22 protein-coding genes are annotated in these 23471 nt (G+C 36.3%); 18 read left to right on the plus strand and 4 right to left on the minus strand.

The window, feature by feature from the left end; translation table 11 throughout:
• The first annotated feature begins 9 nt into the window (after window positions 1–9).
• From ICJ85_RS07550 to ICJ85_RS07625, 16 genes are all read left to right on the plus strand, one after another.
• A complete protein-coding gene (locus ICJ85_RS07550) occupies window positions 10–1188 on the plus strand; it encodes a glycosyltransferase (protein ID WP_241739507.1) in 1179 nt (392 codons plus the stop codon).
• A gap of 3 nt (window positions 1189–1191) precedes the next feature.
• A complete protein-coding gene (locus tag ICJ85_RS07555) occupies window positions 1192–2220 on the plus strand; it encodes a glycosyltransferase family 2 protein (RefSeq protein WP_188223189.1) in 1029 nt (342 codons plus the stop codon).
• Between the two features lie 218 nt (window positions 2221–2438).
• Window positions 2439–2744 (plus strand): GIY-YIG nuclease family protein, encoded by a 306-nt coding sequence (locus ICJ85_RS07560; RefSeq protein WP_188223190.1) that lies wholly within the window; start codon window positions 2439–2441, stop codon window positions 2742–2744.
• Window positions 2745–3113: 369 nt separating this feature from the next.
• The gene (locus ICJ85_RS07565; RefSeq protein WP_188223191.1) at window positions 3114–4523 is read left to right on the plus strand and encodes an asparagine synthase-related protein; all 1410 of its coding nucleotides are present in this window, start codon (window positions 3114–3116) and stop codon (window positions 4521–4523) included.
• Window positions 4524–4542: 19 nt separating this feature from the next.
• The gene (locus ICJ85_RS07570; RefSeq protein WP_188223192.1) at window positions 4543–5613 is read left to right on the plus strand and encodes a glycosyltransferase family 4 protein; all 1071 of its coding nucleotides are present in this window, start codon (window positions 4543–4545) and stop codon (window positions 5611–5613) included.
• Window positions 5600–6442 carry a sulfotransferase family protein gene (locus ICJ85_RS07575; protein WP_188223193.1) on the plus strand — a complete coding sequence of 281 codons (843 nt, stop codon included), beginning with the start codon at window positions 5600–5602 and terminating at the stop codon, window positions 6440–6442. Before ICJ85_RS07570 ends, ICJ85_RS07575 begins: the two co-directional genes overlap by 14 nt.
• Before the next feature lie 3 nt (window positions 6443–6445).
• The gene (locus tag ICJ85_RS07580; RefSeq protein WP_188223194.1) at window positions 6446–7618 is read left to right on the plus strand and encodes a glycosyltransferase family 4 protein; all 1173 of its coding nucleotides are present in this window, start codon (window positions 6446–6448) and stop codon (window positions 7616–7618) included.
• A 4-nt stretch (window positions 7619–7622) separates the two neighbouring features.
• The gene (locus ICJ85_RS07585; RefSeq protein WP_188223195.1) at window positions 7623–8687 is read left to right on the plus strand and encodes an exostosin domain-containing protein; all 1065 of its coding nucleotides are present in this window, start codon (window positions 7623–7625) and stop codon (window positions 8685–8687) included.
• Complete coding sequence (locus tag ICJ85_RS07590) at window positions 8688–10016, plus strand: glycosyltransferase family 2 protein (protein ID WP_188223196.1); 1329 nt, start codon at window positions 8688–8690, stop codon at window positions 10014–10016.
• A gap of 26 nt (window positions 10017–10042) precedes the next feature.
• Window positions 10043–10990 (plus strand): GNAT family N-acetyltransferase, encoded by a 948-nt coding sequence (locus tag ICJ85_RS07595; RefSeq protein ID WP_188223197.1) that lies wholly within the window; start codon window positions 10043–10045, stop codon window positions 10988–10990.
• Between the two features lie 6 nt (window positions 10991–10996).
• Window positions 10997–11815, plus strand: a complete 819-nt coding sequence (locus tag ICJ85_RS07600; protein ID WP_188223198.1) for a polysaccharide deacetylase family protein — start codon at window positions 10997–10999, stop codon at window positions 11813–11815.
• On the plus strand, window positions 11812–12903 hold the full coding sequence (locus ICJ85_RS07605) for a glycosyltransferase family 4 protein (protein ID WP_188223199.1): 1092 nt from the start codon (window positions 11812–11814) through the stop codon (window positions 12901–12903). The genes ICJ85_RS07600 and ICJ85_RS07605 overlap by 4 nt, the downstream gene beginning before the upstream one ends.
• A complete protein-coding gene (locus ICJ85_RS07610) occupies window positions 12900–14033 on the plus strand; it encodes a glycosyltransferase family 4 protein (RefSeq protein ID WP_188223200.1) in 1134 nt (377 codons plus the stop codon). Before ICJ85_RS07605 ends, ICJ85_RS07610 begins: the two co-directional genes overlap by 4 nt.
• Before the next feature lie 57 nt (window positions 14034–14090).
• Window positions 14091–15443, plus strand: a complete 1353-nt coding sequence (locus ICJ85_RS07615; RefSeq protein WP_188223201.1) for an O-antigen ligase family protein — start codon at window positions 14091–14093, stop codon at window positions 15441–15443.
• A complete protein-coding gene (locus ICJ85_RS07620) occupies window positions 15406–16416 on the plus strand; it encodes a glycosyltransferase family 4 protein (protein WP_188223202.1) in 1011 nt (336 codons plus the stop codon). The genes ICJ85_RS07615 and ICJ85_RS07620 overlap by 38 nt, the downstream gene beginning before the upstream one ends.
• A gap of 63 nt (window positions 16417–16479) precedes the next feature.
• On the plus strand, window positions 16480–17871 hold the full coding sequence (locus ICJ85_RS07625) for a sugar transferase (protein ID WP_188223203.1): 1392 nt from the start codon (window positions 16480–16482) through the stop codon (window positions 17869–17871).
• Window positions 17872–18036: 165 nt separating this feature from the next.
• Here the strand turns inward: ICJ85_RS07625 and ICJ85_RS07630 are convergent, their stop codons facing one another.
• Window positions 18037–19197, minus strand: a complete 1161-nt coding sequence (locus ICJ85_RS07630; RefSeq protein WP_188223204.1) for a lipoprotein N-acyltransferase Lnb domain-containing protein — start codon at window positions 19195–19197, stop codon at window positions 18037–18039.
• A gap of 58 nt (window positions 19198–19255) precedes the next feature.
• On the minus strand, window positions 19256–20326 hold the full coding sequence (locus ICJ85_RS07635) for a putative type IX sorting system protein PorV2 (protein WP_449369423.1): 1071 nt from the start codon (window positions 20324–20326) through the stop codon (window positions 19256–19258).
• 117 nt (window positions 20327–20443) lie between these two features.
• Between ICJ85_RS07635 and ICJ85_RS07640 the strand changes: the two genes are divergently transcribed.
• The gene (locus ICJ85_RS07640) at window positions 20444–21196 is read left to right on the plus strand and encodes a CDP-alcohol phosphatidyltransferase family protein (protein WP_188223205.1); all 753 of its coding nucleotides are present in this window, start codon (window positions 20444–20446) and stop codon (window positions 21194–21196) included.
• 27 nt (window positions 21197–21223) lie between these two features.
• A complete protein-coding gene (locus ICJ85_RS07645) occupies window positions 21224–22090 on the plus strand; it encodes a DUF808 domain-containing protein (protein ID WP_188223206.1) in 867 nt (288 codons plus the stop codon).
• 121 nt (window positions 22091–22211) lie between these two features.
• Here ICJ85_RS07645 and lptB read toward each other — a convergent pair whose 3' ends face one another.
• Together lptB and ICJ85_RS07655 are read right to left on the minus strand one after the other, a co-directional pair.
• Window positions 22212–22952 carry an LPS export ABC transporter ATP-binding protein gene (lptB, locus tag ICJ85_RS07650; protein WP_188223207.1) on the minus strand — a complete coding sequence of 247 codons (741 nt, stop codon included), beginning with the start codon at window positions 22950–22952 and terminating at the stop codon, window positions 22212–22214.
• A 141-nt stretch (window positions 22953–23093) separates the two neighbouring features.
• Window positions 23094–23450, minus strand: a complete 357-nt coding sequence (locus ICJ85_RS07655; protein WP_188223208.1) for a carboxymuconolactone decarboxylase family protein — start codon at window positions 23448–23450, stop codon at window positions 23094–23096.
• Window positions 23451–23471: the final 21 nt, after the last annotated feature.

A 23471-nucleotide genomic window follows, 5' to 3' on the forward strand; every position in this document is an offset into this window, starting at 1 on the left:
AAAAACTATTTGATTCTAAACAAATATCATATCATCATTTTCGAAGGGTCTTTTGAAACCACGACGTTTATCAGGCGACTGATGCAAGGCTTAGTCGGGCAAGGGCATCAGGTTACTGTACTTGGCTTTCAGGAATTGAATCGTTACCCAATTCAAGGTGTGGTGTACCAATCCTTAGGGAGCAATCAATCTAAAATAAAACTGATGCTAACCAGCTTAAAGATTGCCTTAAAGCATGGGGGCATTGGGACTTTTTTTAAAACAATAGTATCTATATTTAAAGGAAATAAAAGGTATTTACAAGCACAGAATTTAGAATTCGTATTTAAAACTATACAGCCTGATGTGGTACATGTGCAGTGGCCCTCTTTGTTACCTTGGTTGGAACCTCATTTAGAAAACCCTGATTTTAAAGTCGTGCTAAGTCAGCGTGGGTTTCATATTAATGTGAGACCGTTTGTTGACGCTGAGAATAGGGTGTATTTGCAGCATTTATATCCGAAACTTGACGGCTTGCATTCGGTTAGTCAGGCTATAAGTCAAAAAGGTAACAACATAGGAACTCCTAAAAATGGCGTAGATACTGTGGTTTACACTGGCATAGACTTAGAAAGAGTGCCTTATACGGCTCGGACGAAACAAGAGGGCGTGATACAATTATTGTCCGTAGGACGTCCGCACTGGATTAAGGATTACCCTACTGCCATTAAGGCCTGCGCTGTATTAAAAGCTAAAGGTGTAGATTTTCATTATACGATAATAGGAGGAGCAGGTCATGAAGAATTATTATTTTTAATTCATGAACTCGGGTTAAATACTTATGTTACGTTAAGTGGGAAAATGTCACAGGAAGCAGTTTATAACCAAATGAGGGGTGCCGATGTATTATTGGTGTCCAGTGCGGAAGAAGGGTTGCCTAATGTAGCCGTAGAAGCGATGGCTTTAGGAACACCGGTGGTTAGTACCGATTGTGGCGGTGTTAGCGAGTTAGTTGAGGATGATGTTACAGGATGGCTAGTACCTGTGGCGGATGCCAAAGCTATGGCAGAGGCTATAATGGAAGTGAAAACCCTAGATTTAGAAGATTTAAATGTATTAACACGAAGGGCACGTATAAAAGTGGAACAGCAACACAGAGTAGAAGATATGGTAGATGGTATGATAACATTATATAATAGTGTTTTGTAAGTTATGAGGATTGGTCTGGTTATAACCGTTAAAAATGAAGCACGATTGCTGCGCCAGAATGTCTTGTACCACTTAGGTATAGGTGTTGCCCGTATTTATATTTATTTAGACGGGACTACAGATGGCAGTGAGGCGACCGTAGCTGATTTACAGCAGGTGGTTGTTGAGCCTTCGGTGACTCCGGAAACTTATCAGGGGCAACATGTTTTGAAAAAGTTTCATGATCAGGCCTCGGAACACCATACCGCAAGACAATGTTTAAATACGTATGATGCTTTGCAAAAGTGCAAGCAGGACGGTATTGACTGGTTGATTTCTTTGGATGCCGATGAGTTGTTTTTAACCAATAACATGGGGGCGGAAGCTTTAACGGACTTTTTTAGTCCTTATGTAACAGAGCACTACGATGTGATTCAGTTCTCGGTTTTAGAAGTGGTTAGTAGAAAACTTTCTTATAACCATGTGATGGCTGAAGAAACGCTATTTAAGCGACAAAAAAACTTTAGTAGTCGGTTAGACAGACTTTATAGAAAAGTGTATAACCCTTACACCAAGTCTTGCTTAACAACCTCATACTGGTTGGGGCATACTATGGGCAAGGCGGCCATTAATGTTAATGGGGACGTGATACCTTATAATGTACACCGGTATGTGATGCAAAATGGTAAGCCTCCCAAAATAAAAGTGGCAGGGCATGTGTTGCATTATCACCTGTACGATTTTGAAGATTTTATAAAGAAGTATAAAAATTTTAAGAATCGTGCAGATACCTTTTTAAGCGGTAATGCTATTGAGCCTTTAAAAAAACTCTGGATACAATTGGTAAATGATCCTGATTACGATATTGAATATTTAAAGGATTATTACGAGCAGAACATTCATTTTAATACTAAGGCTTTGAGCGCCTTATATAAAACCCGTTTGTTTAATGTTTTAAAGAGAAGAGAGTCAGCGGTTGTAAACATTACAAAACCGAAAGAGGTCTTGATAAATAGAGAAGGACAAAACTATTTTGATGGGATTAGTGATTAGAACAGATTTATTCAGGATTTTTAAAATTATAAAGAATTTGGTGGATCTGATGAGTCTTCGACCCTTCGATAGACTCAGGACAGGCGATGCTCAGGTCTTCGACCCTTCGATGAACTCAGGACAGACTTAGCTCAGACTGACCATGTTTTTTTATAGAAAATATGTGTTTTGTCACACTGAGTTTGTCGAAGTGTTAAGTAATAAAGTTTAGTAATAGCATGATATCGTATTTTGTTTACATTCTAAAGTGTAGAGACGATTCATTTTACACAGGAATAACGAACAGTTTAGAGCGCCGCCTTTTTGAACATCAATCAGGAAAAAATATAGAGGCTTACACTTATACGCGACGACCTGTTACACTAGTTTGGTTCGAAAAATTTACAACTCCTGACGAGGCTATAAAAATAGAAAAGCAAATAAAGGGTTGGAGCAGAAGGAAGAAACAGGCATTAATTGATAAGGAATGGGACAAACTTGTTCAATATTCTAAAAATTATACACAATTTGGTAAGGGAGATTGATTGGTCTTCGACCCTTCGATGAACTCAGGACAGGCGATGCTCAGACTGACAATATTTATATGTGAAATTCATGTTTTTTCACACTGAGCGCGGCCTGTCCTGAGCTAAGCCGAAGGATCGAAGGGTCACACCCAACTGTCATTCCGCACCTGATGCGGAATCCATTTATCTAAGCGCGATAACCGACAACAGATGACTAAGGTCTCACGTTTCAAGTCTCAATTTTATCCTAATCTGTTACCAGTCATCATCAGGGTATTCAAAATCGGGCTTCGACTCTGCTAAGCCGGACATTTTACTTAAAAAACCAATGATAATAAGTCATGACTATGGGCTTATAAAATGAAAATTAAGTATCTTCGAACCTGCATGAATCATATACAAACGCCAATCATTCCCATAACGCAACAATTTGCCAGGCGCAAGGGTGTTTCTCATGACATCCATAAAGAAGCCCTGTGTGTGTATGTCGCGTTGGGATTTTTTTTAGGAGAGGATGCATTTTACAAAGACGAGTGTGTATTGCAACCAGGGAAACAGTATACTTTAGATGAAAACAACCATATTTTAAAGGAGGATACTTATTTTAATTGGCATTATAGTCCCCGATCGATATCCTTAAAAAGCGCATTAGAGGAGTATACCGATTTGTTTGAAGATATAATAAAAACACAATCGTTGAAAGCACCAGTTATTTTGCCATTATCTGGTGGATTAGATAGTCGCACTCAAGCTGTAGCCTTGTCTCATTTAAAAGCCGATGTTACCAGTTATTCTTATAGTTTTACAAATGGCTTTAACGAACATAACATAGCGGAAGATATAGCAAAAGTATGTGGGTTTCGTTTTCAGGCATTTAAAATTCCGGAAGGCTATTTATGGAAAAATATAAATGAACTGTCACGAATTAATAATTGTTATACGAATTTTACACCGCCCAGACAGATGGCTGTTTTATCTCAATTAAAGCAGATGCAGGGCGAATTTAGTCTGGGGCATTGGGGAGACGTATTATTTGATAGCGGCATTAAACAAAACGAGGCGTCTTTATCTGTTCTAGACATTGTTTATAAAAAAATCGTTAAGCCTAGCGGATTGGTGCTCGCTAAACTATTATGGAAACAATGGGGATTGCATGGTGATTTTGAAGCCTATTTAAAAGCCCGACTAAAGGTGTTATTAAACGGTATTGATATTGATAATACAAGTGCCAAAATAAGAGCGTTTAAATCGCTATACTGGGCACCACGCTGGACCAGCGTTAACTTATCGGTGTTTCAGGAGGTACATCCGGTAAACTTACCCTATTACGACGACCGTATGTGTCGTTTTATTTGTGAATTACCGGAGAAACATCTGGCCAATAGACAATTACAGATAGCATATATTAAGCAACGGAATCCTGAGTTGGCAAAAGTTATGTGGCAGGCACAAAAACCTTTTAATTTGTGTAATTATCAAAATAATACGGCACCTAGAAATTTACCGTATCGAATAACAAATAAAATGAAACGAACTTTAGGCGAGGTGATGGGACGTAAATTTATACAACGTAACTGGGAGTTACAGTTTTTGGGAAAAACGAATGATGAAGCTTTAAGGGAGTATGTGTTTGATGAGGGGTTTTTAGAGTTTGTAGGACCAGATACCGTACAACAGATTTATAGTAGCTTTAAAAGTAAAGCGTCGGTTACTTATGCGCACCCTTTAGATATGCTTTTAGTGTTAAGTGTTTGGCGAAAAGGAGAATTGAACGAAATGTTGAAAGAAGATTTATGAAATAGTTTTGGAGAGTAATATGCAAAAAAAAATACGGATTCTTTTTACCATACCAAATTTTAAAACGGCAGGGAGTCAGTATGTTTTATTATCGTTACTGAAGGTTTTAGATGACGCCTGTTTTGAATGGTTTGTTGCGGTAGAAAAGTTTCCGGATGAAAGACCTGAAGCGATTCCTGAATCGCAATTTATTCATGTGCCAAGACAAGGGCATTTGTTAAAAGATGTTCGATTGTTTTCTAAGATATTACATAAAAATAAAATCGATTTGGTGCACTCCTGGGATTATAAGTCCGAATTTGTTGAGGTTCTGGGTGCCAGGTTTGCTAGAGTACCTTATTTGTATACTAAGAAGAATAATGCCTGGTCTAAACGGTGGTGGTTAAAAAGTGTTTTGAGTCACCATATTGCTTACGATAACCCCGATATGAAAATCAAGTTTTTTAATGATAAGGTATTAAAGTCTAAGGTGAGTTTTATTCCCCACGGTATAGATACTTCGGTATTTAAACCTTTAAAAAGCAGAGGTGAAAAGGAACGGTTTAGTATGTGTTGTGTGGGGAATATAAATCCAAATAAAAACCAATTGTTTTTGATACGTAGTTTATTGCATTTACCCGAAAACGTAGATCTTTATTTGTATGGACGTGCTGAAATGCAGTATTTGTCGTTATTGCAAGATGAGGTTAATATATACAAGTTACAAAACCGTGTATATTTTAAGGGGTTCGTTGATAATATAACCTTGCCAAAAGTGTTTCATAAGCACGATTTGTTTGTGTTGGCGTCTCATCAAGAAGGGCTGCCTGTATCTGTCCTTGAAGCATTGGCGTGTGGTTTGCCTGTATTGTGCTCAGATTCGGGAGGGGGTTCGCGTTATATATTTAAAGAAGAAAAGGGCGGAAAGGTGTTTGATAACAAGAATATGAGTGATTTTGTGAATGATGTTATGGCTTTTATAAATGATACTAATTATTATAGAGAGCAAGAGCAGGCTGCCGTTGAGAATGTTCAAGGTTTTACGGTGGAACATGAGGGCAAATTATATAGCCAACTATATGAAAAATTAATTAACTATGGTCTACAATAAGCATCTGGTTATTTTGGGATCGGCACGAAGTGGTACCAGTTGGTTAACCGAATTGATAGCCAGACAATACCGTTACCGTTTACTATTTGAGCCCGAGCACGAGTTTAATACAGAGGAAGGTAAGCTAATTTGTGATCGCTTTGTGACGGAAGCTAATCAACAGCCTGAAATTAAAAGGTATTTAACACGTGTGTTTAGAAATCGTATTGATAACGATTGGATGGCACAACATAGTAATCGAAACTGGAAACGACATTTATGGCCATTCATACCTAAGAAGTTCATTATAAAATTTGTGAGGTGTAATTTATTGGCAGACTATTTTAATACTACCGTTTCAATACCTACAATATTTATTATTAGAAATCCTTATGATGTTTTAGCCTCTCAAATGCGCGTTAAATTTCCATGGTTGTATGATTTGAGTTATTTTAAATCTCAGGATACCCTTTGTGATTTAATTTTAAATGAATTTGGATTAGATATCAGATTACTTAATGGATTAACCGAATTGGAAACCTTGTGTGTTAGATGGTGTATAGAAAACTCCATACCTTTTTTAGGTGTGAAAACAGCTCCGTTGGATATTTATAAGTATGAAGATATTGTAAATGATATTACTTTATTTAAAGCCATTTGTGAAACTTATGGTATGACTCCGGTTAATCATATTGAAGCTATTTACCGTGTGCCATCAAGTAAAACCCATCCTAAAAGTCATGTTATTAGCGGAAAAATGAAAGCGGACCCGTTTTTAAAAGACGATTATGCGGTTATTAATAAATATTTAGATATTTTTAAAATTCACCATTATCATAGAGTACATTAGTTTATGCACATAGCCTTAATACTGCCTAACCCTCCTGGTTATTCTGAAACTTTTTTTAAGTCGAAAATAAGAGGCTTACAAACGAGTGGTCATGAAGTTATTTTAGTAACAGGAGCAAATACTGAGACATTTGGCGATTGTAAGCATAAAAGACACCCAAAGGTGTATACATCGGTTTGGAGACAGAGTGCCGCATTTATAATAGTGGGATTGAGTTTATTGCCACATCTAGCGAAGGTTTTTAGATATATACGTTTGGAACGTAAGAATAAAACAACTTTGAAACGTATTGTTGAAAAGGTGTATATCAACGCCACCTTGTTAAAACTTAAAGTAAACTGGCTTCATTTTGGTTTTGCCACCATGGCTATAGAACGGGAATTGGTTGCTGAAGCCATAAAAGCAAAAATGGGCGTGAGTTTTAGAGGCTATGATATTAATGTGTATCCGTTAAAAAATAAAGAAGTTTATAAGCTATTGTGGGAGCAGGTCGATAAAGTACACAGTATTTCTAACGATTTGTTAGATCGTGCCTATGCCCTGGGTTTGCCCAAGGATAAAACCTTTAGAATTATAACGCCAGCTATAAAAACAGAAGCTCTTCCTGTTAAGACTAATAACGCAATTAATAAACCTATTAAGATTGTTACCATTGCCCGGCTACATTATATAAAGGGAATTGATATTTTGTTGGAAACGGCTGCTAAATTAAGAGATAAGCAATTGGATTTTATTTGGGAAGTTATAGGAAGCGGAGATCAAAAAGCGGAAGAGCGTTATTTATATCAGCGTTATAGATTAGGGTTGGAAGCTCATGTAACGTTTTCCGGAAAATTAAGTCATAAAAAGACTCTTGAAGCTTTACAATCGGCTGAATTATATGTGCAAACCAGCTTAATTGAAGGGTTTTGTAATGCTGTTTTGGAGGCACAAGGTTTAGGGAAATTAACTCTAGCATTTGATAGTGGAGGCCTAAGAGAAAATATATTAGATGGAGAGACAGGGTTTTTAGCTCCAATATGCGATGCAAAGGTGATGGCAAATACTATAGAAAGAGTTTTAGGTTTATCAAATAAGGAAAAACAAAATATTCAGAAACAGGCTGGGTCACGTGTTAAAACTCATTTTAGTTTAGAACAACAGCAGCAAGCGTTTGTTGAATTTTATACCACGTAGGTTTATGACTATTTATTACCCTAAGTCACATTACGATAAAAATCACCGGTCGGAGGTATTTCCTTTATTGAAGCCTTTTGTTAAGGGAAATGACTTTACTGATGCCCAGCGTGTTGCTATGTATGGGGTTTCTGATCAGGATTTTACGATTGTCGATGATATTCAGGAGGCGGAAGTTTGTATCTTACCAATGTCCTGGAATTATTATCTAAGCACAAAACAACTTCCAGTAGCTCTTGAGTTTATAGAACAGGCTAAAGTAGTTGGTAAAAAAGTCTGGTCGTTTATATCGGGTGACCATGGGGTAAAACATCCGGAGGATGACCATGTTGTCGTGTTTCGTTTGGGGGGGTATCAGTCAAAACACAGAAGCAATCATAAAGGCATGCCGGTGTTTATTGGGGATTACCTTTTAAAAAATAACCTTTTAGATAATTATTTACCTAAAACATATTCAGAACAACCTTTGGTGGGGTTTTGTGGACAGGCTAATGGCTCTAAAATACAGGCTGGTTTGGATGTGATAAAGAAAGGCTGCTTTAATTTGAAAAGTTTAACGGGGTTAAGTTTTTACGAACCAGAGACTTTAGTACCGACCTCACATTTACGAGCTCAATTATTACAACGGTTAGCACATTCTGAGGCGATCGCCGATCAATTCATTTTAAGAGCACAGTATCGTGCAGGAGTGACTCATGGAAAGGATAGACACCAAACCACCCTGGAGTTTTATAACAATATACTGGAGTCTCAGTATGTGTTGTGTGTTCGTGGAGGTGGTAATTTTTCGGTACGTTTTTATGAAACTTTAATGATGGGACGTATTCCAGTTTATATCCATACCGATGGCTTTTTGCCTTTAAATGATACGATTGACTGGAAACATCATGTGGTATGGATTGAACCAGACGAGCAGCATAAAATTGCTGAAAAAGTACTATCTTTTCACAGTCAATTAACAGCGGAAAGCTTAAAAGTATTAAGTGAAAGTAATAGAAAGCTATGGGAAGATAAGTTGAGGATGAAAGGTTTCTTTTTAACAGTTTCCGGCATTATTCAAAATAATTAAATGATATTTCATTTTATAAAGTATATAAAACCCATCTGGTATTTTAATTTAAAACCAGAAACAGATTATGCTTATTTCCCTACAATAGATTTATTAAATAAAGATAATGTATCGTTAAGTGTAGATTCTAATTTTATTAGCCATGAAGGCAAAAAGCGAGAACTTGCCTGGAGAGCTTTTCAAATGGGTTATATTAAAACATCGGGCGAAAAGGGCGTTGATATATGGCATAAGGCAGATATACCCATAGAGGACGAATATTGTTTTCTTAGAAAGTATTATCACAAAGCATGGGTTTTTTATGTTCTGTTTGTAAGAGTGTTATTAATTAATAATCCTTTTAAAGAGCTAATGGCGTTTATAAAAACGAAACACGTTAGGCGATTAGATATTTATAAGGAGCATATAAGGCATGATACGTATAATAGTTTTAGCAGCGATTTAATAATTAAAAAACCATTGGTATCTATCGTTATACCAACCCTAAACCGTTATGAGTATTTAAAAGATGTTTTTGCAGATCTGGAAGCACAAACTTATAAGCATTTTGAAGTTATTGTAGTGGATCAAACTGATGACTTTAAAGAAGCTTTTTATTCAGGATGGGGTTTCGATTTGAAGTACTGGTTTCAAGAAGAAAAAGCGTTGTGGAGAGCCAGAAATGAAGCTATAGCGTCTGCAAAAGGAGAATATATACTTTTATACGATGACGATTCGAGAGTTGAATTTGATTGGATAGAGGCGCATTTAAAAACACTTGATTTTTTTAAGGCAGATTTATCAAGCGGAGTTTCGTTAAGTGTTGTGGGAGCAGAAATACCTAAGCATTATAAGTATTTTCGTTGGAGTGATCAATTGGATACAGGAAATGTTATGCTTAAAAAATCTATATTTAAAAAGGTAGGTTTATTTGATAGACAGTTTGAAGGACAGCGCATGGGTGATGGTGAATTTGGATTACGATGTTATCTGTCGGGATTTAAAAACATTTCGAATCCGAGGGCTAAACGCCTTCATTTAAAAGCATCACAAGGTGGTTTAAGGCAAATGGGAAGTTGGGATGGTTGGCGCCCTAAAAAACTTTTTGGTCCAAGGCCAGTACCAAGTGTGTTATATTTTTCCAGAAAATATTTCGGAAAAACCAACACACTTTATTATATATATCAAAGTGTAATGCCTTCTTTAGTTTCTTACAGATTTAAAAAAAGTAGAGTGCTAAAGCTAATTTCATTTTGCTTAATTCCTTTGTTTCTGCCTTTTGTTTTAGTTCAGATTTTAATATCATGGAGGTTATCTACCCATAAAATTAATAATGGCATATGGTGGTAATAAAATCTTATTTTAAAGATCTGGAAATGAATCATAAAAGTTTCGCGGAAAGATTTTGGAAAAAAAAGAGACGATTTACCCCTGAATATATTTATTGGAAATTTCGCGGGGAAGAGCATTCAAAATTAGATTCGTTTTTAATAGCAGAAAATGAAGGAAAGGTTATTGGTCAATTTGGAATAATTCCTTGTCTTTTAAACGTAGAAGATAAAGTTTATGATGCACAATGGGCTTGCGATTTAATGGTAGAGACAACTTTTCGGGGACAAGGCGTAGCCTCTAAATTGTATGAAGCTGCTCATGAAAAGGCATCAGTTACAATTGGTAGTGATCCTAGTTTTGCAGCAAGTAAATCTATGCTTAATAATGGTTATGTATCAATTTCCGGACCTAGGAAATTTGTATTTCCAATAAAAATAGGAGAAGTTTTAAAGTTAAAAGAAATAGACAATGGTTTCCTAAATTTCATTTATAATCCTTTTCTCTATTTAATTAGGTGTTTTTCAAAAGAAGGGTTTAATAGAGTTGATAATAAGGAGTATGTAAATTTGATAAAAAGAGATTCTAATACATTTATTTATTGCGTTTATGATCAATCTTTTTTAGATTGGAGATTTAGCTCTTTTAAATCTTACTATAAGGGTATAGAATGTTATGTTAAAAATGAGAATACTTATTTTTCAGGTTATATTAATGGTCGTATTTACTATATAACAGATTTTAACTGTAGTAATGTTAGGTGTTTTTTTGAAATAATTCATTTTATCTATTCTAAACATAAAGCATCACCTATTTTGAGAGTTAAGTTTTTTTCTAATAATTGGAAACTTTCGCAAATATTACCTTTTTTTGGATTTGTAAGATTTCGTACATTAACACAAGTTGTTTTGTATACCACAAATCAAACTATTAAGAAGGCGTTAAAGGGAAAAAAGTTTTATTACACACTTTTAGATTCAGACGAAAATATTTAATAAGGCGTGAAGAAAAAGATTGTATTAATTTGGGATTTTGATGGACCTGTAGGGCAGGTAAATTCGACATATCCTTATAATTATAATTTTTCGAATTTAGAATCTGAAATTAATAATGTTAAGTGGCTTTTATCTGAATTAAAGGATAGAAAAATAAAATGTTGTTTCGCTATTACTGGTTTTTGCGCTGAAAAGGGCGTCTATCCTTATAGTTTTCCTGAACTAATAAAAAGTATATCTAATGAAGGGCATGAAGTAGCTTCGCATAGTTGGAAACATGAATGGATACCATTATTTAAGGAAGATCAAATTGACAAAAGCTTGAGAAGGAGCAAAAAAATATTGGAGGATACTATTGCGGAAAACCAGAACGTACTAGGATTTGTTCCGCCGCATAACCGACCTATGACTTGGATAAAACGAGGCGCATATAGTTTAGGAGATAGAGGGTTGTTTCCATTTTTTAAAATGGGAGACACAGGGCAGCTAATTAAATTACTGGAGAAAAACAAATATCGATGGGTTAGAGTCTCTTATAAAAATAGGTTTAGGATAAAGTATTTAAAAGAAAAAAATATTACAGGAAGGGTTTTAAACTACAAAGGCTTTTTAGTTTTGGAAAATCACTACCCAGGTTTTGATCAGAAAGTAATAGATCATATTTTATCAACAAATCATGAAACATACACAATTAGCGCACATCCTTACATGTTATCATTGAAAAATAAGATAGAATCTAAAGATAATTTTATGAATTTCATGGATGTATTAGGCGCTTCAGGACAATTAATAGAGTTTGTAACGCCGTCGGATTTAATTAGATGAAAAGTATCCTTTTAGTCACTTCAGAGTTTCCACCGCAGCCTGGCGGAATAGGTGTGCATGCCTTGAACCTTGCCCAAGCCTTGGTTAATGAAGGGTGTAAAATAACGGTGGTTACCGATGAGCGATCGGAGACGGGAGAGGAAGAAATGAAGTTTGATAAAACTTTAGTATTTACCGTACACAGAATAAAGAAGCAGTCTATACGAACGGTAATGTATATAAACAGAGTGGTTAAGGTTTTTGAGTTAATGAAATCTGTAAATGCCGTTATTGCTTCTGGTAAATTTTCATTGTGGAATGTTGCTTTTTGTAACTTGTTTAAAAACCGGTTTAGCCTGGCTGTGGTTCATGGTACTGAAGTTAATTTACCTTCGCGGGTATCAAAAAAACGGGTATTTCAGGCATTAAAACAATTTGATAAGGTGGTTGCGGTTTCAAATTTTACGAAGCAATTAATGGATTCATTAAATATTGATGTAAAGGTTATTCCAAACGGTATAGTTTTGCAGGAGTGGCAGAATGTAAAAAGTAATACAACCAGATTAAAGGGTTTTCCTAAACTAATAACAGTAGGCCGAATTAGTGATAGAAAAGGGCAAAAGAATGTGGTAAGCATATTGCCTGAACTTTTAAAAACTTTTCCAGATTTACATTATCATTGTGTAGGCATTGATGACAACACAAATGGGATTAAGGGATTGGTAGCGAAACTAGAAATGAATAATCATGTAACTTTTCATGGTGTTTTGGAGCAGAGCCTATTACAAAGTTATCTGAGTGAAAGCGATATTTTTATTATGCTTAGTCAAAACGGTTTAAAAGGCGATGTTGAAGGTTTTGGAATAGCCATATTGGAAGCCAATGCTTTGGGTGTTCCTGCCATTGGAGCCTATGGTAGCGGGGTAGAAGAGGCCATTTCAACAGGACAATCAGGAGGACTTATAAACATAGGCGATTACCAAGCCTTAAAGAGACTCATAGATGATATTTTAAAGAATAAAGAAAGCTATAGGAACGGAGCAGAACAATGGGCTAAAGGGCATGATTGGAATGGTATAGTTAAACAGTATATAGCTTTATTGCCATGAAACAGTTAACCATCATTTCACATACCGAGCACTACAGAAATGCAGATGGTAAACTGGTGGGGTTTGGAGCGACGGTGACGGAGATTAATAATTTACTGGATATTTTTGACAGTATTGTTCATGTTGCGGTGTTATATGATACAGAAGTGCCATCCAGCGCATTGCCTTATCAATCTGAAGCGATACGTTTTATTGCGCTACCTGTTGTTGGTGGGAAAAGTTTAAAAGATAAATTTCAAGTGCTTTTAAAGGCTCCGGAAATTTTAAGAACCATTCGGCATAGCTTGAAGGGTAGTACGCATTTTCAGTTTAGAGCGCCCACTGGGATGGGGGTATATGTTATTCCGTATTTAATGTTTTTTTGTTCTAAATCGGGATGGTTTAAATATGCCGGAAACTGGAAACAAGAACACGCACCTTTAGCATATAGATTTCAGAAATGGTTACTGACTAACCAAAACAGAAAAGTGACGATTAATGGACATTGGGAAAATCAACCAAAGCATTGCATATCCTTTGAAAACCCTTGTCTGACAGAACAAGAGCTTCGGGACGGGATGTTTGTTCGTAGAGAAAAGCGGTTAAATCATAAAAGATTAGCATTGTGTTTTGTCGGGCGATTGGAAGCTGCTAAAGGTTTTGATTTATTTTTAGAAAGTTTAAATGCATTACCGGAAGACTTTAAAGACCGTATTGATACGGTCCATATGGTGGGAGAAATGAGAGATGATGGGTTGAAAAATGATGTAATAATACCCGGAGTCTCTGTAGCATACCATGGAACGCTGCCAAGACATGAACTTCATGATATTTACAGACAAAGTCATTTTATCGTGCTGCCTTCAAAATCGGAAGGGTTTCCGAAAGTGATTTCAGAAGCGTTAAATTTCGGTTGTGTACCTGTGGTGTCTAATGTTTCTGCTATTGGTCAATATATTGAAAATGGTAAACATGGTGTTTTAATAGAGGAGTTAACACAAGCCTGTTTAGTTTCAAAATTAGAAGAATGTATAAACATGGATATAAATAAATTCAAGAGTTTGATAACTCAGCAGGGGCCATTTTATCATCAGTTTTCATATAAACACTATAATCAGCGCATTTTAAAGGAGGTTTTAGCTAAGCTGTAATAGAGTTTTAAAAGAAGTTATATATTTACTTTTTAGAGACTCGTTATAAATAAATTTTTGAGACTAAAGGATAAACATATTCATTTAATACTGCTCCATGTTATTATAGGAGCTCTTGTTTATTTTAGTGAAGGACTGGCGAAGCTTTATTTTTTATCCGCTGTCGGCTATTTTCTTATTAGAATCATTAATGCACCTAAAAAGGATAAAAGCTTAGAAGTGTTGTGTGCTTGTGCTTATGTTGTTGGTGCTGAGGTGTTTTTAAGAATGAATCATGGCACGTTTTTTTATGAAGCCAGTAAGTATCTGGTTATTTTGTTTGCAGGGATGGGCTTGTTTTACAAAGGGTTCCGACTCTACGCGATTCCGTATGTGTTTTATTTACTGCTGCTTATTCCGGGGATTTATGTGTCGATGTACGCTTTAAATGTGAGCGTAAACTTAAGGAAAGCTGTAGCATTTAATTTAAGCGGTCCTGTATGTTTGGGGATATCGGCGTTATTTTGTTTTGGGGTGAGTATAACAAAATATCAATTAGAACGCGTTATAAATTCGGCTATATATCCGCTTGTTAGCCTGTTGTTTTATATTATATTTTTTAACCCAAATGTATCTGAAGTGGTGTATAGTACGGGGTCTAACTTTGCCACATCAGGAGGATTTGGACCAAATCAGGTAGCTACGGTTTTGGGGTTAGGCGCCTTTTTTGTTGCTGTAAGATTTTTTGTGTTTAGTAATACACGGTTACTGCGTTACGTAGACCTGTTTTTTGTATTGCTGTTTTCCTTTCGAGCCGTTGTAACGTTCAGTAGAGGAGGTGTGTTAACCGCAGTTATTATGCTGGCTTGTTTTTTATTCTTTCAATTTCGATTTATGAATAAGAGTAAGCGAAGCCATATGCTGGTGTCTTTAGTATTGTTTTCGGGTATAATTTTAGGGACCTGGGTGTATTCGTCCATCCAAACGAAAGGACTTATTGATAAGCGCTACGCTAATCAGGATGTAAGAGGTGTAGAAAAGGAAGATATAACCACAGGACGTGTATATTTATTCCAACAAGAAATCGCTGAGTTTTTTGAAAACCCGTTTTTAGGGGTTGGTGTAGGGAGGATTAAAGATATTAGGTTTCAGGAAACTGGTATTCAGGCGGCTTCTCATAACGAAATGAGTCGAATTGTTGCAGAGCATGGTTTGCTGGGGATACTGGCGTTTTTAATATTGCTTTTTACCCCGTTGTTGTTACGATTAGTGGATAGAAGTAATGTGTTGTTTTTTTCGTTTTACTTTTTCTGGTTTTTAACCATAAACCATTCTTCTATGCGTATCGCTGCACCGGCGTTTATTTATGCGTTAAGTTTATTACATATTAAACATGATCAACCTCGTTTACATAGGGAACAAATTAAATAACACCAAAGCGACGGTCACGTCCATTGATGTTCTGGGACCTTTGTTAGAGGGTGAAGGGGTTCATGTACATTATGCATCAAATAAATCGAACAAAGCACTTCGGTTTTGGGATATGGTTTTTGCGGTAGTAAAACACCGGAAGTCTACTGACTATGTGTTGATAGATACCTACAGTACTTTTAATTTTTATTATGCCTTTGTTGTTAGCCTGTTGTGCAGGGTGTGGAATCTAAAATATATTCCAATATTACATGGAGGGAATTTGCCGGACAGGTTAATAAGAAATCCTAAAATGTGCCAGTCGATTTTTAATCACGCGTTTAAAAATGTCGCACCATCCCAGTATTTAAAGTCGAAGTTTGAGCATGAAGGCTATTCCAATATTTTAAATATCCCCAATAGCATCAACTTAGGGGCTTATGCGTTTCAGCAACGAACGGTAGAAGCTATGAACCTCCTGTGGGTACGTGCTTTCGATAAAACCTATAATCCCTTATTAGCTATTGATATTTTAAAAGCATTACAAGGTGCTGGACAATCAGCAACCTTAACCATGGTAGGGCCGGATAAGGACGGAACTTTACAACAGGCCAAAGATTATGCTGATAAACTGGGGCTTACCGTGAATTTTACAGGTAAATTGGAAAAGCAAGATTGGATTCAATTATCACAACAGTGTAATATATTTATCAATACCACGAATTTCGATAATATGCCGGTGAGTGTTATTGAAGCGATGGCTTTAGGCTTGCCGGTGATTTCTACTAATGTTGGTGGTTTACCATTTTTAATTGAAAATGAACAGGACGGTATGCTGGTACCACCGAATTCAGTGAAACCTTTTGTGGAAGCGGCTATGTGTTTAAAAAATGATTCCGAATTGACAAAAAAAATCACATTAAATGCACGTAAAAAGGTCGAACAGTATGATTGGGAAATTGTTAAAGGGTTGTGGATTAGTTTGTTGGTTTAAAGTGGTTTCAATTCAATAAACTTTCTATCTTTATACAATCTCAAATCATTTCCTACATAAAAAATGTTCAAAGGGGGAGTACATTTTAATATTTCGGAGCGCAGGGTGTTATTGCGTCTGGTTGATGTTGCTTCCATGTTATTTGTGCTCTGTTTTGTAAGCAGCACCTTTAATTTTGACTATTTTACGATTTCTGAAGAACGCTGGCGCTGGGTGTTTGTGCTCATCCTTTACATTAGCATTTTTGGGACGATTTTTGAACTTTACGATTTACAGAAATCCAGTAAACTTGATAAGATTTTCACCAGTATCGTTTTTACGGTATCCACAACCGTGTTGTTTTATTTTTTAACACCCTTCTTTACACCGGAACTTCCGAATAACCGATTGCAAATTCTCTACTTCTATTTTTCGATACTGTTTGCTTTGCTGGCATGGCGCTGGATGTATTTAACCTTTATTGTATCGCCGCGGTTTTTTAAAAGAGTATTGGTGGTTGGGGAAACGTCTAATCTGGGTGTAATTATTGATGTTTTTAAACAAGCAGATCCGAATTATAAAATTTCAGGTTTTGTTAACTGTGAATCCGATAGAGTAGCATCCTTAACGTTTGATGGTGTTATAGAATATCAAACTGATGAGATTGTTGAAATTGTTAGGCGAGAAGGCATTATGGAAATTGTGGTGGTTAATTATAAACCAGATACCATTACGCCAGATGTGTATCAGTCCTTAATTACGGTATTGGAATCAGGAGTTCCTGTTCGGGAGTACACGCAGGTGTTTGAAGATATGACCAATCGGGTGCCTGTTCAGTTTGTTGGTAAAGATTTTTATAAATATTTTCCCTTCAGTAGAAATAATAAAAACCGGTTATATCGATTTTTTCAACGTGTGTTTGATATTGTTATATCTGTTGTTGGTATGGTAATGAGTTTAGTTTTTGTACCATTTATTATACTTGGTAACCTTATAGGGAATCGCGGTCCGTTATTTTATACCCAGGAACGTGTGGGGCTAAATGGTAAGGTATTTAAAATTATTAAGTACAGAACCATGGTGAAAAATGCCGAAACCGCTGGTGCGGTTTGGGCGGTTAAAAACGATTGCCGCATTACACCTTTCGGACGTTTTTTAAGACATTCCAGATTAGACGAAATTCCGCAGTTTCTTAATGTGCTATTGGGAGATATGAGTTTTATAGGTCCTAGACCTGAACGTCCCGTTTTTGTAAAGCAATTATCGGAAGTCTTACCGTTTTATGAAACCCGTCATATGATTAAACCCGGGTTAACAGGCTGGGCTCAGGTAAAAACACGCTATGGTTCGTCGTTAGATGATAGTTTATTAAAACTGCAATACGACCTGTATTATATAAAACACCGCAGTTTGTTTTTAGATATTAATATCATGATAAAAACCTTAACCACCGTTATTTTCTTTAGAGGACAGTAATGCTTGGTAAAAAAATTAAAAGTGCTAGTTGTTAAACAATATACAACACCATAACACTTCACGACTCACGTTTCTCAATTTACACTACAGTGTCATTCCCCAATTGATACGGAATCCATCACAACACAAACTACGACTTAACACCTCACGACTCACGACTCAAGCCTAACGACTTACACGTATCAAATACACATACCTTACCAGCAAAGCAATGAGCAACGGAAGTAATCCAATGGAGAAGACTTGTACGCCAATAATCCAATGAAGGGTTAACAGACATAATAGAATCACTAAAAGCTTCAAATACTTAACAAACCAAGCGCTTGCTTTTGGTTTTAATAACTGACCAATAATAAAAATATTTAAAGCAAAGGCCCAGAGTAGATTGTAATTCTGATGGGTTCCGGTATGATCTGTAGCAAACCAAAGAAGTAATAGAAGAATCCCAATAATTCCGGTGACGGAAAACAGAACAACATCAAGCCACTTACTTCTTTTGTTGTGCTTTTTGTCCTTATAGGTAATGTATAGAATGAATAGAGCTATAAGACCAAATACAAACAACGGACTGGTAAAGAAAGTAGTGGCTTCAGGTGTTTCTATTTTTTTGTAGATAACAGCTTCAGATTTTACTAGGGGTTTATTGTTTACCGTAGCGACTTCAAAAAATCTGTAGATATTTTCAGGTAAAAACATGTGGTCTTCGGCGGGTGCCTGGCGATCGATTACCGAACCTAAGGCCACATTAATACCGAAACTACCCCAGGAATTAGCGTTTAAATTATTGTTGATTAACGTTCGAAAAGTGGCTTCTTTAAAATCTTTCGGTTTGTTAAACACAATAGTGTTGTTTACTGCAATGTTAGTAACGTCTTTTATTTTGGTAGCGCAGTTGTCGTAAAAGAAATCATAAAGGTAACGTCGGTTAGCAGGTTTTATATTGTTGCGTAAGAAATCAAATAGCTTTTGTTTTTCAGCAGCATCTAAGTTTAAAACCTGTGCTTTAATGCTTCGGTTTTGTGAGATGTAGGCATTATAAAAGTCTTCATAATAATTCATACCACATAGGTAGTTTAACCGTCCCTGGGCAAATTTTAAATAGAAATTAGGGGTGTTAAAATCATAAATTCCATAGTTAAATACCAAATCAATGCCTTTTATTGGATCTTTTACTCGAAACCCGCTATGGCCAAAAGAGTCATTCAAAGAATTTCCAGGGCCAATGGTTAAAACACTTATTTCTGCACGTTCAGATAATACATTGGGTTGTGAAAAACTAAGTTGAGTGACAACAAATAATATGAAGGAGAAAAGAAAATGTTTCATCTGGTTGTTATAAATTATATATCGGCAGATATGTGGTTGCCCAATGTCCATTATGGACTTATCTAAAGATACTAAAATCGAGTTTCAATGAAAATACATTAGAGTACAATGCCACACTTTGGTCGCCAATATCGGTAAACGCATAATCCACCTGAATACCGTTGTATTTAAAACCAACACCAAAACTTGGCTGAAAGCTTAATTGTTCGGTATTATCGATCTGTAACTCATTTTGAAAATTACCCACACCACCTCGCAAATAGACCATGTCGATATAGCCGAACTCAAAACCTAAAGCCGGATCGATACTCGCAAAAGATGATGAAATAATATCGTTATTTTCTTCGAATCGCACATTTAAATTAGCTGCCGCCAATAGGGTGTAGTCGTAATGAAAGGTAAATAGTTTGGAAACGCCTAACTGTAATTTAGGAATGGTAATCTCGGTGGTTTCCGGTAACTCCTGATTCTGACCTTCAACGGCATCCTGCACTTTTTTAAATTCATCTTCATCTATAGCCCAGGCATTAAAGGTGGTGGTGATATCGCGAGCCATCAACCCGAATTTCCAATTGTTATCAGTTTCAAACTGAACGCCGGCATCAAACCCAAAGCCCCACGACGATGCAAAATCGCCGATAATTCTACGAATCACTTTGGCGTTAACACCGTAATTAAGACCGTCAACCGGTAAGGCACGGGCATAGGAAAAGGTTAAAGCGTAATCGGCAGTTGAAAACAAACTGATGCGATCATAATTAATATTGCCTTGCTCGTCAATTAACTGTGTGGTATTTAAAATATCATCAACCGCAAAGCGAATTAAGGAAACAGCAAAAGCACTTTGGTTATCTATAGGTTTGGCAAATGCTGCATAATCGTAATTGGCAATATTGGCAAAATAACTGGAGTGCATTAAGGCCATTTGATTGTCTTCAAGTTTTAGTAAACCTGCCGGATTCCAGTACCCGGAATTCACATCGGAAGTGTGAGAGGTTACGGCATTACTCATACCCAAAGCCGCCGCGTCAACACCTATATTCATAAACTCGTTAGAATATTTTCTAACCGTCTGACTTAAGATGGACGCCGTAATAAAACAAAACAATACAGTAAGGGATGTTCTCAACCGCAATTTTTTTTACAAAGATGCATATTATTTATAATCTTTTAAAACTTGAAAATAGAATAGATATTGTTTTAGACGAAAATTGTTTGCTATTTTTACCGAAACAAAACGCCTTTTATGAAGAAACACATCCCAAATGCCTTAACCCTTCTTAATTTATTCTGCGGAAGTATAGCTGTTATTTATGCGGTTAACGATAATTTTTCGGCGGCAGCCTTATTTGTGTTTCTGGGGATTTTCTTTGACTTTTTCGACGGTTTTGCGGCTAGGAAATTAGGGGTATCGAGTGAATTAGGATTACAATTGGATTCGCTTGCCGATATGGTAACCAGTGGTGTGGTTCCGGGTATAGTGATGTATAAGATGCTGGAGTTAACTCAGGAAAAATCGGTAGTGATGAAGGTGATTCAGGAATGGAATTCAGATATCGAGCTATCTGGGTTTAAATTATCTGCATTGCCACTAATAGGACTTTGCATTACTTTGGCGTCGGCATACCGCCTGGCCAAATTTAACCTGGACGACGAGCAAAAAAACTACTTTAAAGGGCTGCCAACACCTGCCAACACCTTGTTAATTGTGTCGTTGCCGCTCATTCTAGAATTTCAGAATAGTGATGCTATTAATAATATCATAATCAATAAATGGTTTTTAATCGCCCTCACGGCAGTTAGCTGTTATTTATTGAATTCTAATATTAAATTATTTGCTTTAAAGTTTAAAGACTTTAGTTTTAAGGCCAATGCCTTACGTTATACTTTTATCATACTTTGTGTAGTACTGTTAATCGTGTTGCAATACGCCGCAATTCCATTAATCATATTAACTTACATTTTATTGTCCTTGTGGGACAATATAACTTCAAAATAAACTTCTACTAAACACAGAACAACTTTTATGGCCTCAGGTTTTTTCGCATTATTAGATGATATCGCTGCATTAATGGATGATGTGGTGGTAATGAGTAAAATTACAACAAAAAAAACAGCGGGAATATTAGGGGATGACCTTGCTGTAAATGCCGAAAAAGCTACAGGGTTTGTATCGTCCAGAGAACTTCCGGTTTTGTGGGCTATTACTAAGGGATCATTTTTGAATAAGTTGATTATCTTGCCGATAGCCTTTCTGTTAAGTACTTTTTTGCCTTGGGCGGTCACCTTAATTTTGATAGCAGGAGGGGTGTATCTGGCGTATGAAGGCGTTGAAAAAGTGATGGAATATTTTTTTCCGCATGAGCATAAGGTTGATGTTGTAAATCATGAAGACCTGTCGCCGGAAGCGCAATTAAAAGCCGAACAGAAGAAAGTGAAATCAGCCATATTTACAGACTTTATTTTGTCGGTTGAGATTGTTATTATCGCTCTCGGAACGGTTTTAGGAGAGCCATTAGTATTTCAGGTGTTGGTGGTTTCAATTGTAGCAATCATCGCCACTATTGGAGTTTATGGTATTGTCGCACTTATTGTACGTATGGATGATATGGGGTTTGCATTAATTCAAAAGAGCGACAACCAAAAAGGAGTGTTACTTAGCATAGGAAATGTATTAGTGAAAGCCTTGCCGATAGTAATTAAGAGTTTATCGTTTATAGGAACTGTGGCCTTGCTTTTAGTGGCAGGCGGAATTTTCACTCATAATATTGAAGTCTTACATCACTTTGCACAATCCATCCCCGGGGTCATTAAAGATTTTGTGATTGGTATTGCTGTTGGGGTACTGGCGGTATTGGTTGTGAAATTAGTGAGTAAAGTTTTAAAGAAGTAGGGACTAGATAAAAAGAATGCGACTCGTGAGAAAGTCGCATTATGTCAATCTGAAAAGGTTTCAGAGGCTTTATGTTGTTAAGAATAGGAGTGTTGCCATTCTCAAATAAATTCAGAATATATTAATCTCTGATTTTCTTTTTACGTAACTCGAAGTTCTGACCTAAATACACTTTACGAACCATTTCATCATTGGCCAGTTCTTCAGGTTCACCGGCTTTAAGAATGCTACCTTCAAACATCAAATACGTTCGGTCGGTAATCGCTAAGGTTTCCTGAACGTTGTGATCGGTAATTAAAATACCAATATTCTTTTTAGTCAATTGAGCTACAATACGCTGAATATCCTCAACCGCAACCGGGTCAACCCCTGCAAAAGGCTCATCTAATAAAATAAAACTCGGGTCGGTTGCTAAGGCGCGTGCAATCTCGGTACGACGACGCTCACCACCGGATAATAAGTCACCACGATTTTTGCGGATATGCCCCAAACCGAACTCTTCAATAAGCGATTCCATTTTATGAAGCTGTTCTTTTTTGCTCAGTTTCGTTAGTTGTAATACACTTAAAATATTGTCTTCAATACTTAACTTTCTGAAAACAGAAGCTTCCTGTGCCAAGTACCCGATACCGTTTTGAGCACGCTTATACATGGGGTATTGGGTAATTTCGGTATTATCTAAAAAGATATGCCCACCGTTTGGTTTTATAAGACCTACAATCATGTAAAACGAGGTTGTTTTACCAGCACCATTGGGTCCTAATAATCCAACGATTTCCCCTTGATTAACTTCAAGAGAGACATCTTTTACGACTTTACGTCCGTTATAGGACTTCATTAAATTTTCGGCTCTTAAAATCATATGTTTAACTCACTATGTGAGGTTTTAATATTTTATAATTAATTGAAACAATAAATGCAATTTCAATTTAAAACGCTAAAAATAGTAAAATACTATAATAGCGGTCTTCTATTTTTCAGAAACACCATAAAAGTATGTGTTTTATTCAGATGCATCCTGCGCTTCCAAAGCATCCCAGAATTCATACGCTTTACGTAAATGTGGGATAACAATGGTACCACCAACCAGAGTGGCAATACTTAAGGCTTCAACAACTTCTGCTTTAGTTAAACCTTCTTTATAACTGGTTTCTAGATGGTATTTTATACAATCGTCGCAACGTAAAACGGCTGATGCTACCAATCCAAGAAGTTCTTTGGTTTTTACATCTAAAGCACCTTCGGCGTATGCGTTAGTATCTAAATTAAAAATACGCTTAATAACTTTATTGTTATCAGATAGAATCCTGTCGTTCATTTTAGAACGATAGGCATTAAATTCAGAAACGATATCAGACATTTTTTTTAGTTTAAAGTTAAA

This window comes from Aestuariibaculum marinum (assembly GCF_014596975.1).
Classification (GTDB): domain Bacteria; phylum Bacteroidota; class Bacteroidia; order Flavobacteriales; family Flavobacteriaceae; genus Aestuariibaculum; species Aestuariibaculum marinum.

Coding starts and splice junctions, on each gene's coding strand:
- ICJ85_RS07580 (WP_188223194.1), top strand. CDS start 6,446: ATGCACATAGCCTTAATACTGCCTAACCCTCCTGGTTATTCTGAAACT.
- ICJ85_RS07575 (WP_188223193.1), top strand. CDS start 5,600: ATGGTCTACAATAAGCATCTGGTTATTTTGGGATCGGCACGAAGTGGT.
- ICJ85_RS07565 (WP_188223191.1), top strand. CDS start 3,114: ATGAATCATATACAAACGCCAATCATTCCCATAACGCAACAATTTGCC.
- ICJ85_RS07645 (WP_188223206.1), top strand. CDS start 21,224: ATGGCCTCAGGTTTTTTCGCATTATTAGATGATATCGCTGCATTAATG.
- ICJ85_RS07585 (WP_188223195.1), top strand. CDS start 7,623: ATGACTATTTATTACCCTAAGTCACATTACGATAAAAATCACCGGTCG.
- ICJ85_RS07640 (WP_188223205.1), top strand. CDS start 20,444: ATGAAGAAACACATCCCAAATGCCTTAACCCTTCTTAATTTATTCTGC.
- ICJ85_RS07605 (WP_188223199.1), top strand. CDS start 11,812: ATGAAAAGTATCCTTTTAGTCACTTCAGAGTTTCCACCGCAGCCTGGC.
- ICJ85_RS07570 (WP_188223192.1), top strand. CDS start 4,543: ATGCAAAAAAAAATACGGATTCTTTTTACCATACCAAATTTTAAAACG.
- ICJ85_RS07595 (WP_188223197.1), top strand. CDS start 10,043: ATGAATCATAAAAGTTTCGCGGAAAGATTTTGGAAAAAAAAGAGACGA.
- ICJ85_RS07590 (WP_188223196.1), top strand. CDS start 8,688: ATGATATTTCATTTTATAAAGTATATAAAACCCATCTGGTATTTTAAT.
- ICJ85_RS07630 (WP_188223204.1), bottom strand. CDS start 19,197: ATGAAACATTTTCTTTTCTCCTTCATATTATTTGTTGTCACTCAACTT.
- ICJ85_RS07620 (WP_188223202.1), top strand. CDS start 15,406: ATGATCAACCTCGTTTACATAGGGAACAAATTAAATAACACCAAAGCG.
- ICJ85_RS07610 (WP_188223200.1), top strand. CDS start 12,900: ATGAAACAGTTAACCATCATTTCACATACCGAGCACTACAGAAATGCA.
- lptB (WP_188223207.1), bottom strand. CDS start 22,952: ATGATTTTAAGAGCCGAAAATTTAATGAAGTCCTATAACGGACGTAAA.
- ICJ85_RS07655 (WP_188223208.1), bottom strand. CDS start 23,450: ATGTCTGATATCGTTTCTGAATTTAATGCCTATCGTTCTAAAATGAAC.
- ICJ85_RS07555 (WP_188223189.1), top strand. CDS start 1,192: ATGAGGATTGGTCTGGTTATAACCGTTAAAAATGAAGCACGATTGCTG.
- ICJ85_RS07625 (WP_188223203.1), top strand. CDS start 16,480: ATGTTCAAAGGGGGAGTACATTTTAATATTTCGGAGCGCAGGGTGTTA.
- ICJ85_RS07560 (WP_188223190.1), top strand. CDS start 2,439: ATGATATCGTATTTTGTTTACATTCTAAAGTGTAGAGACGATTCATTT.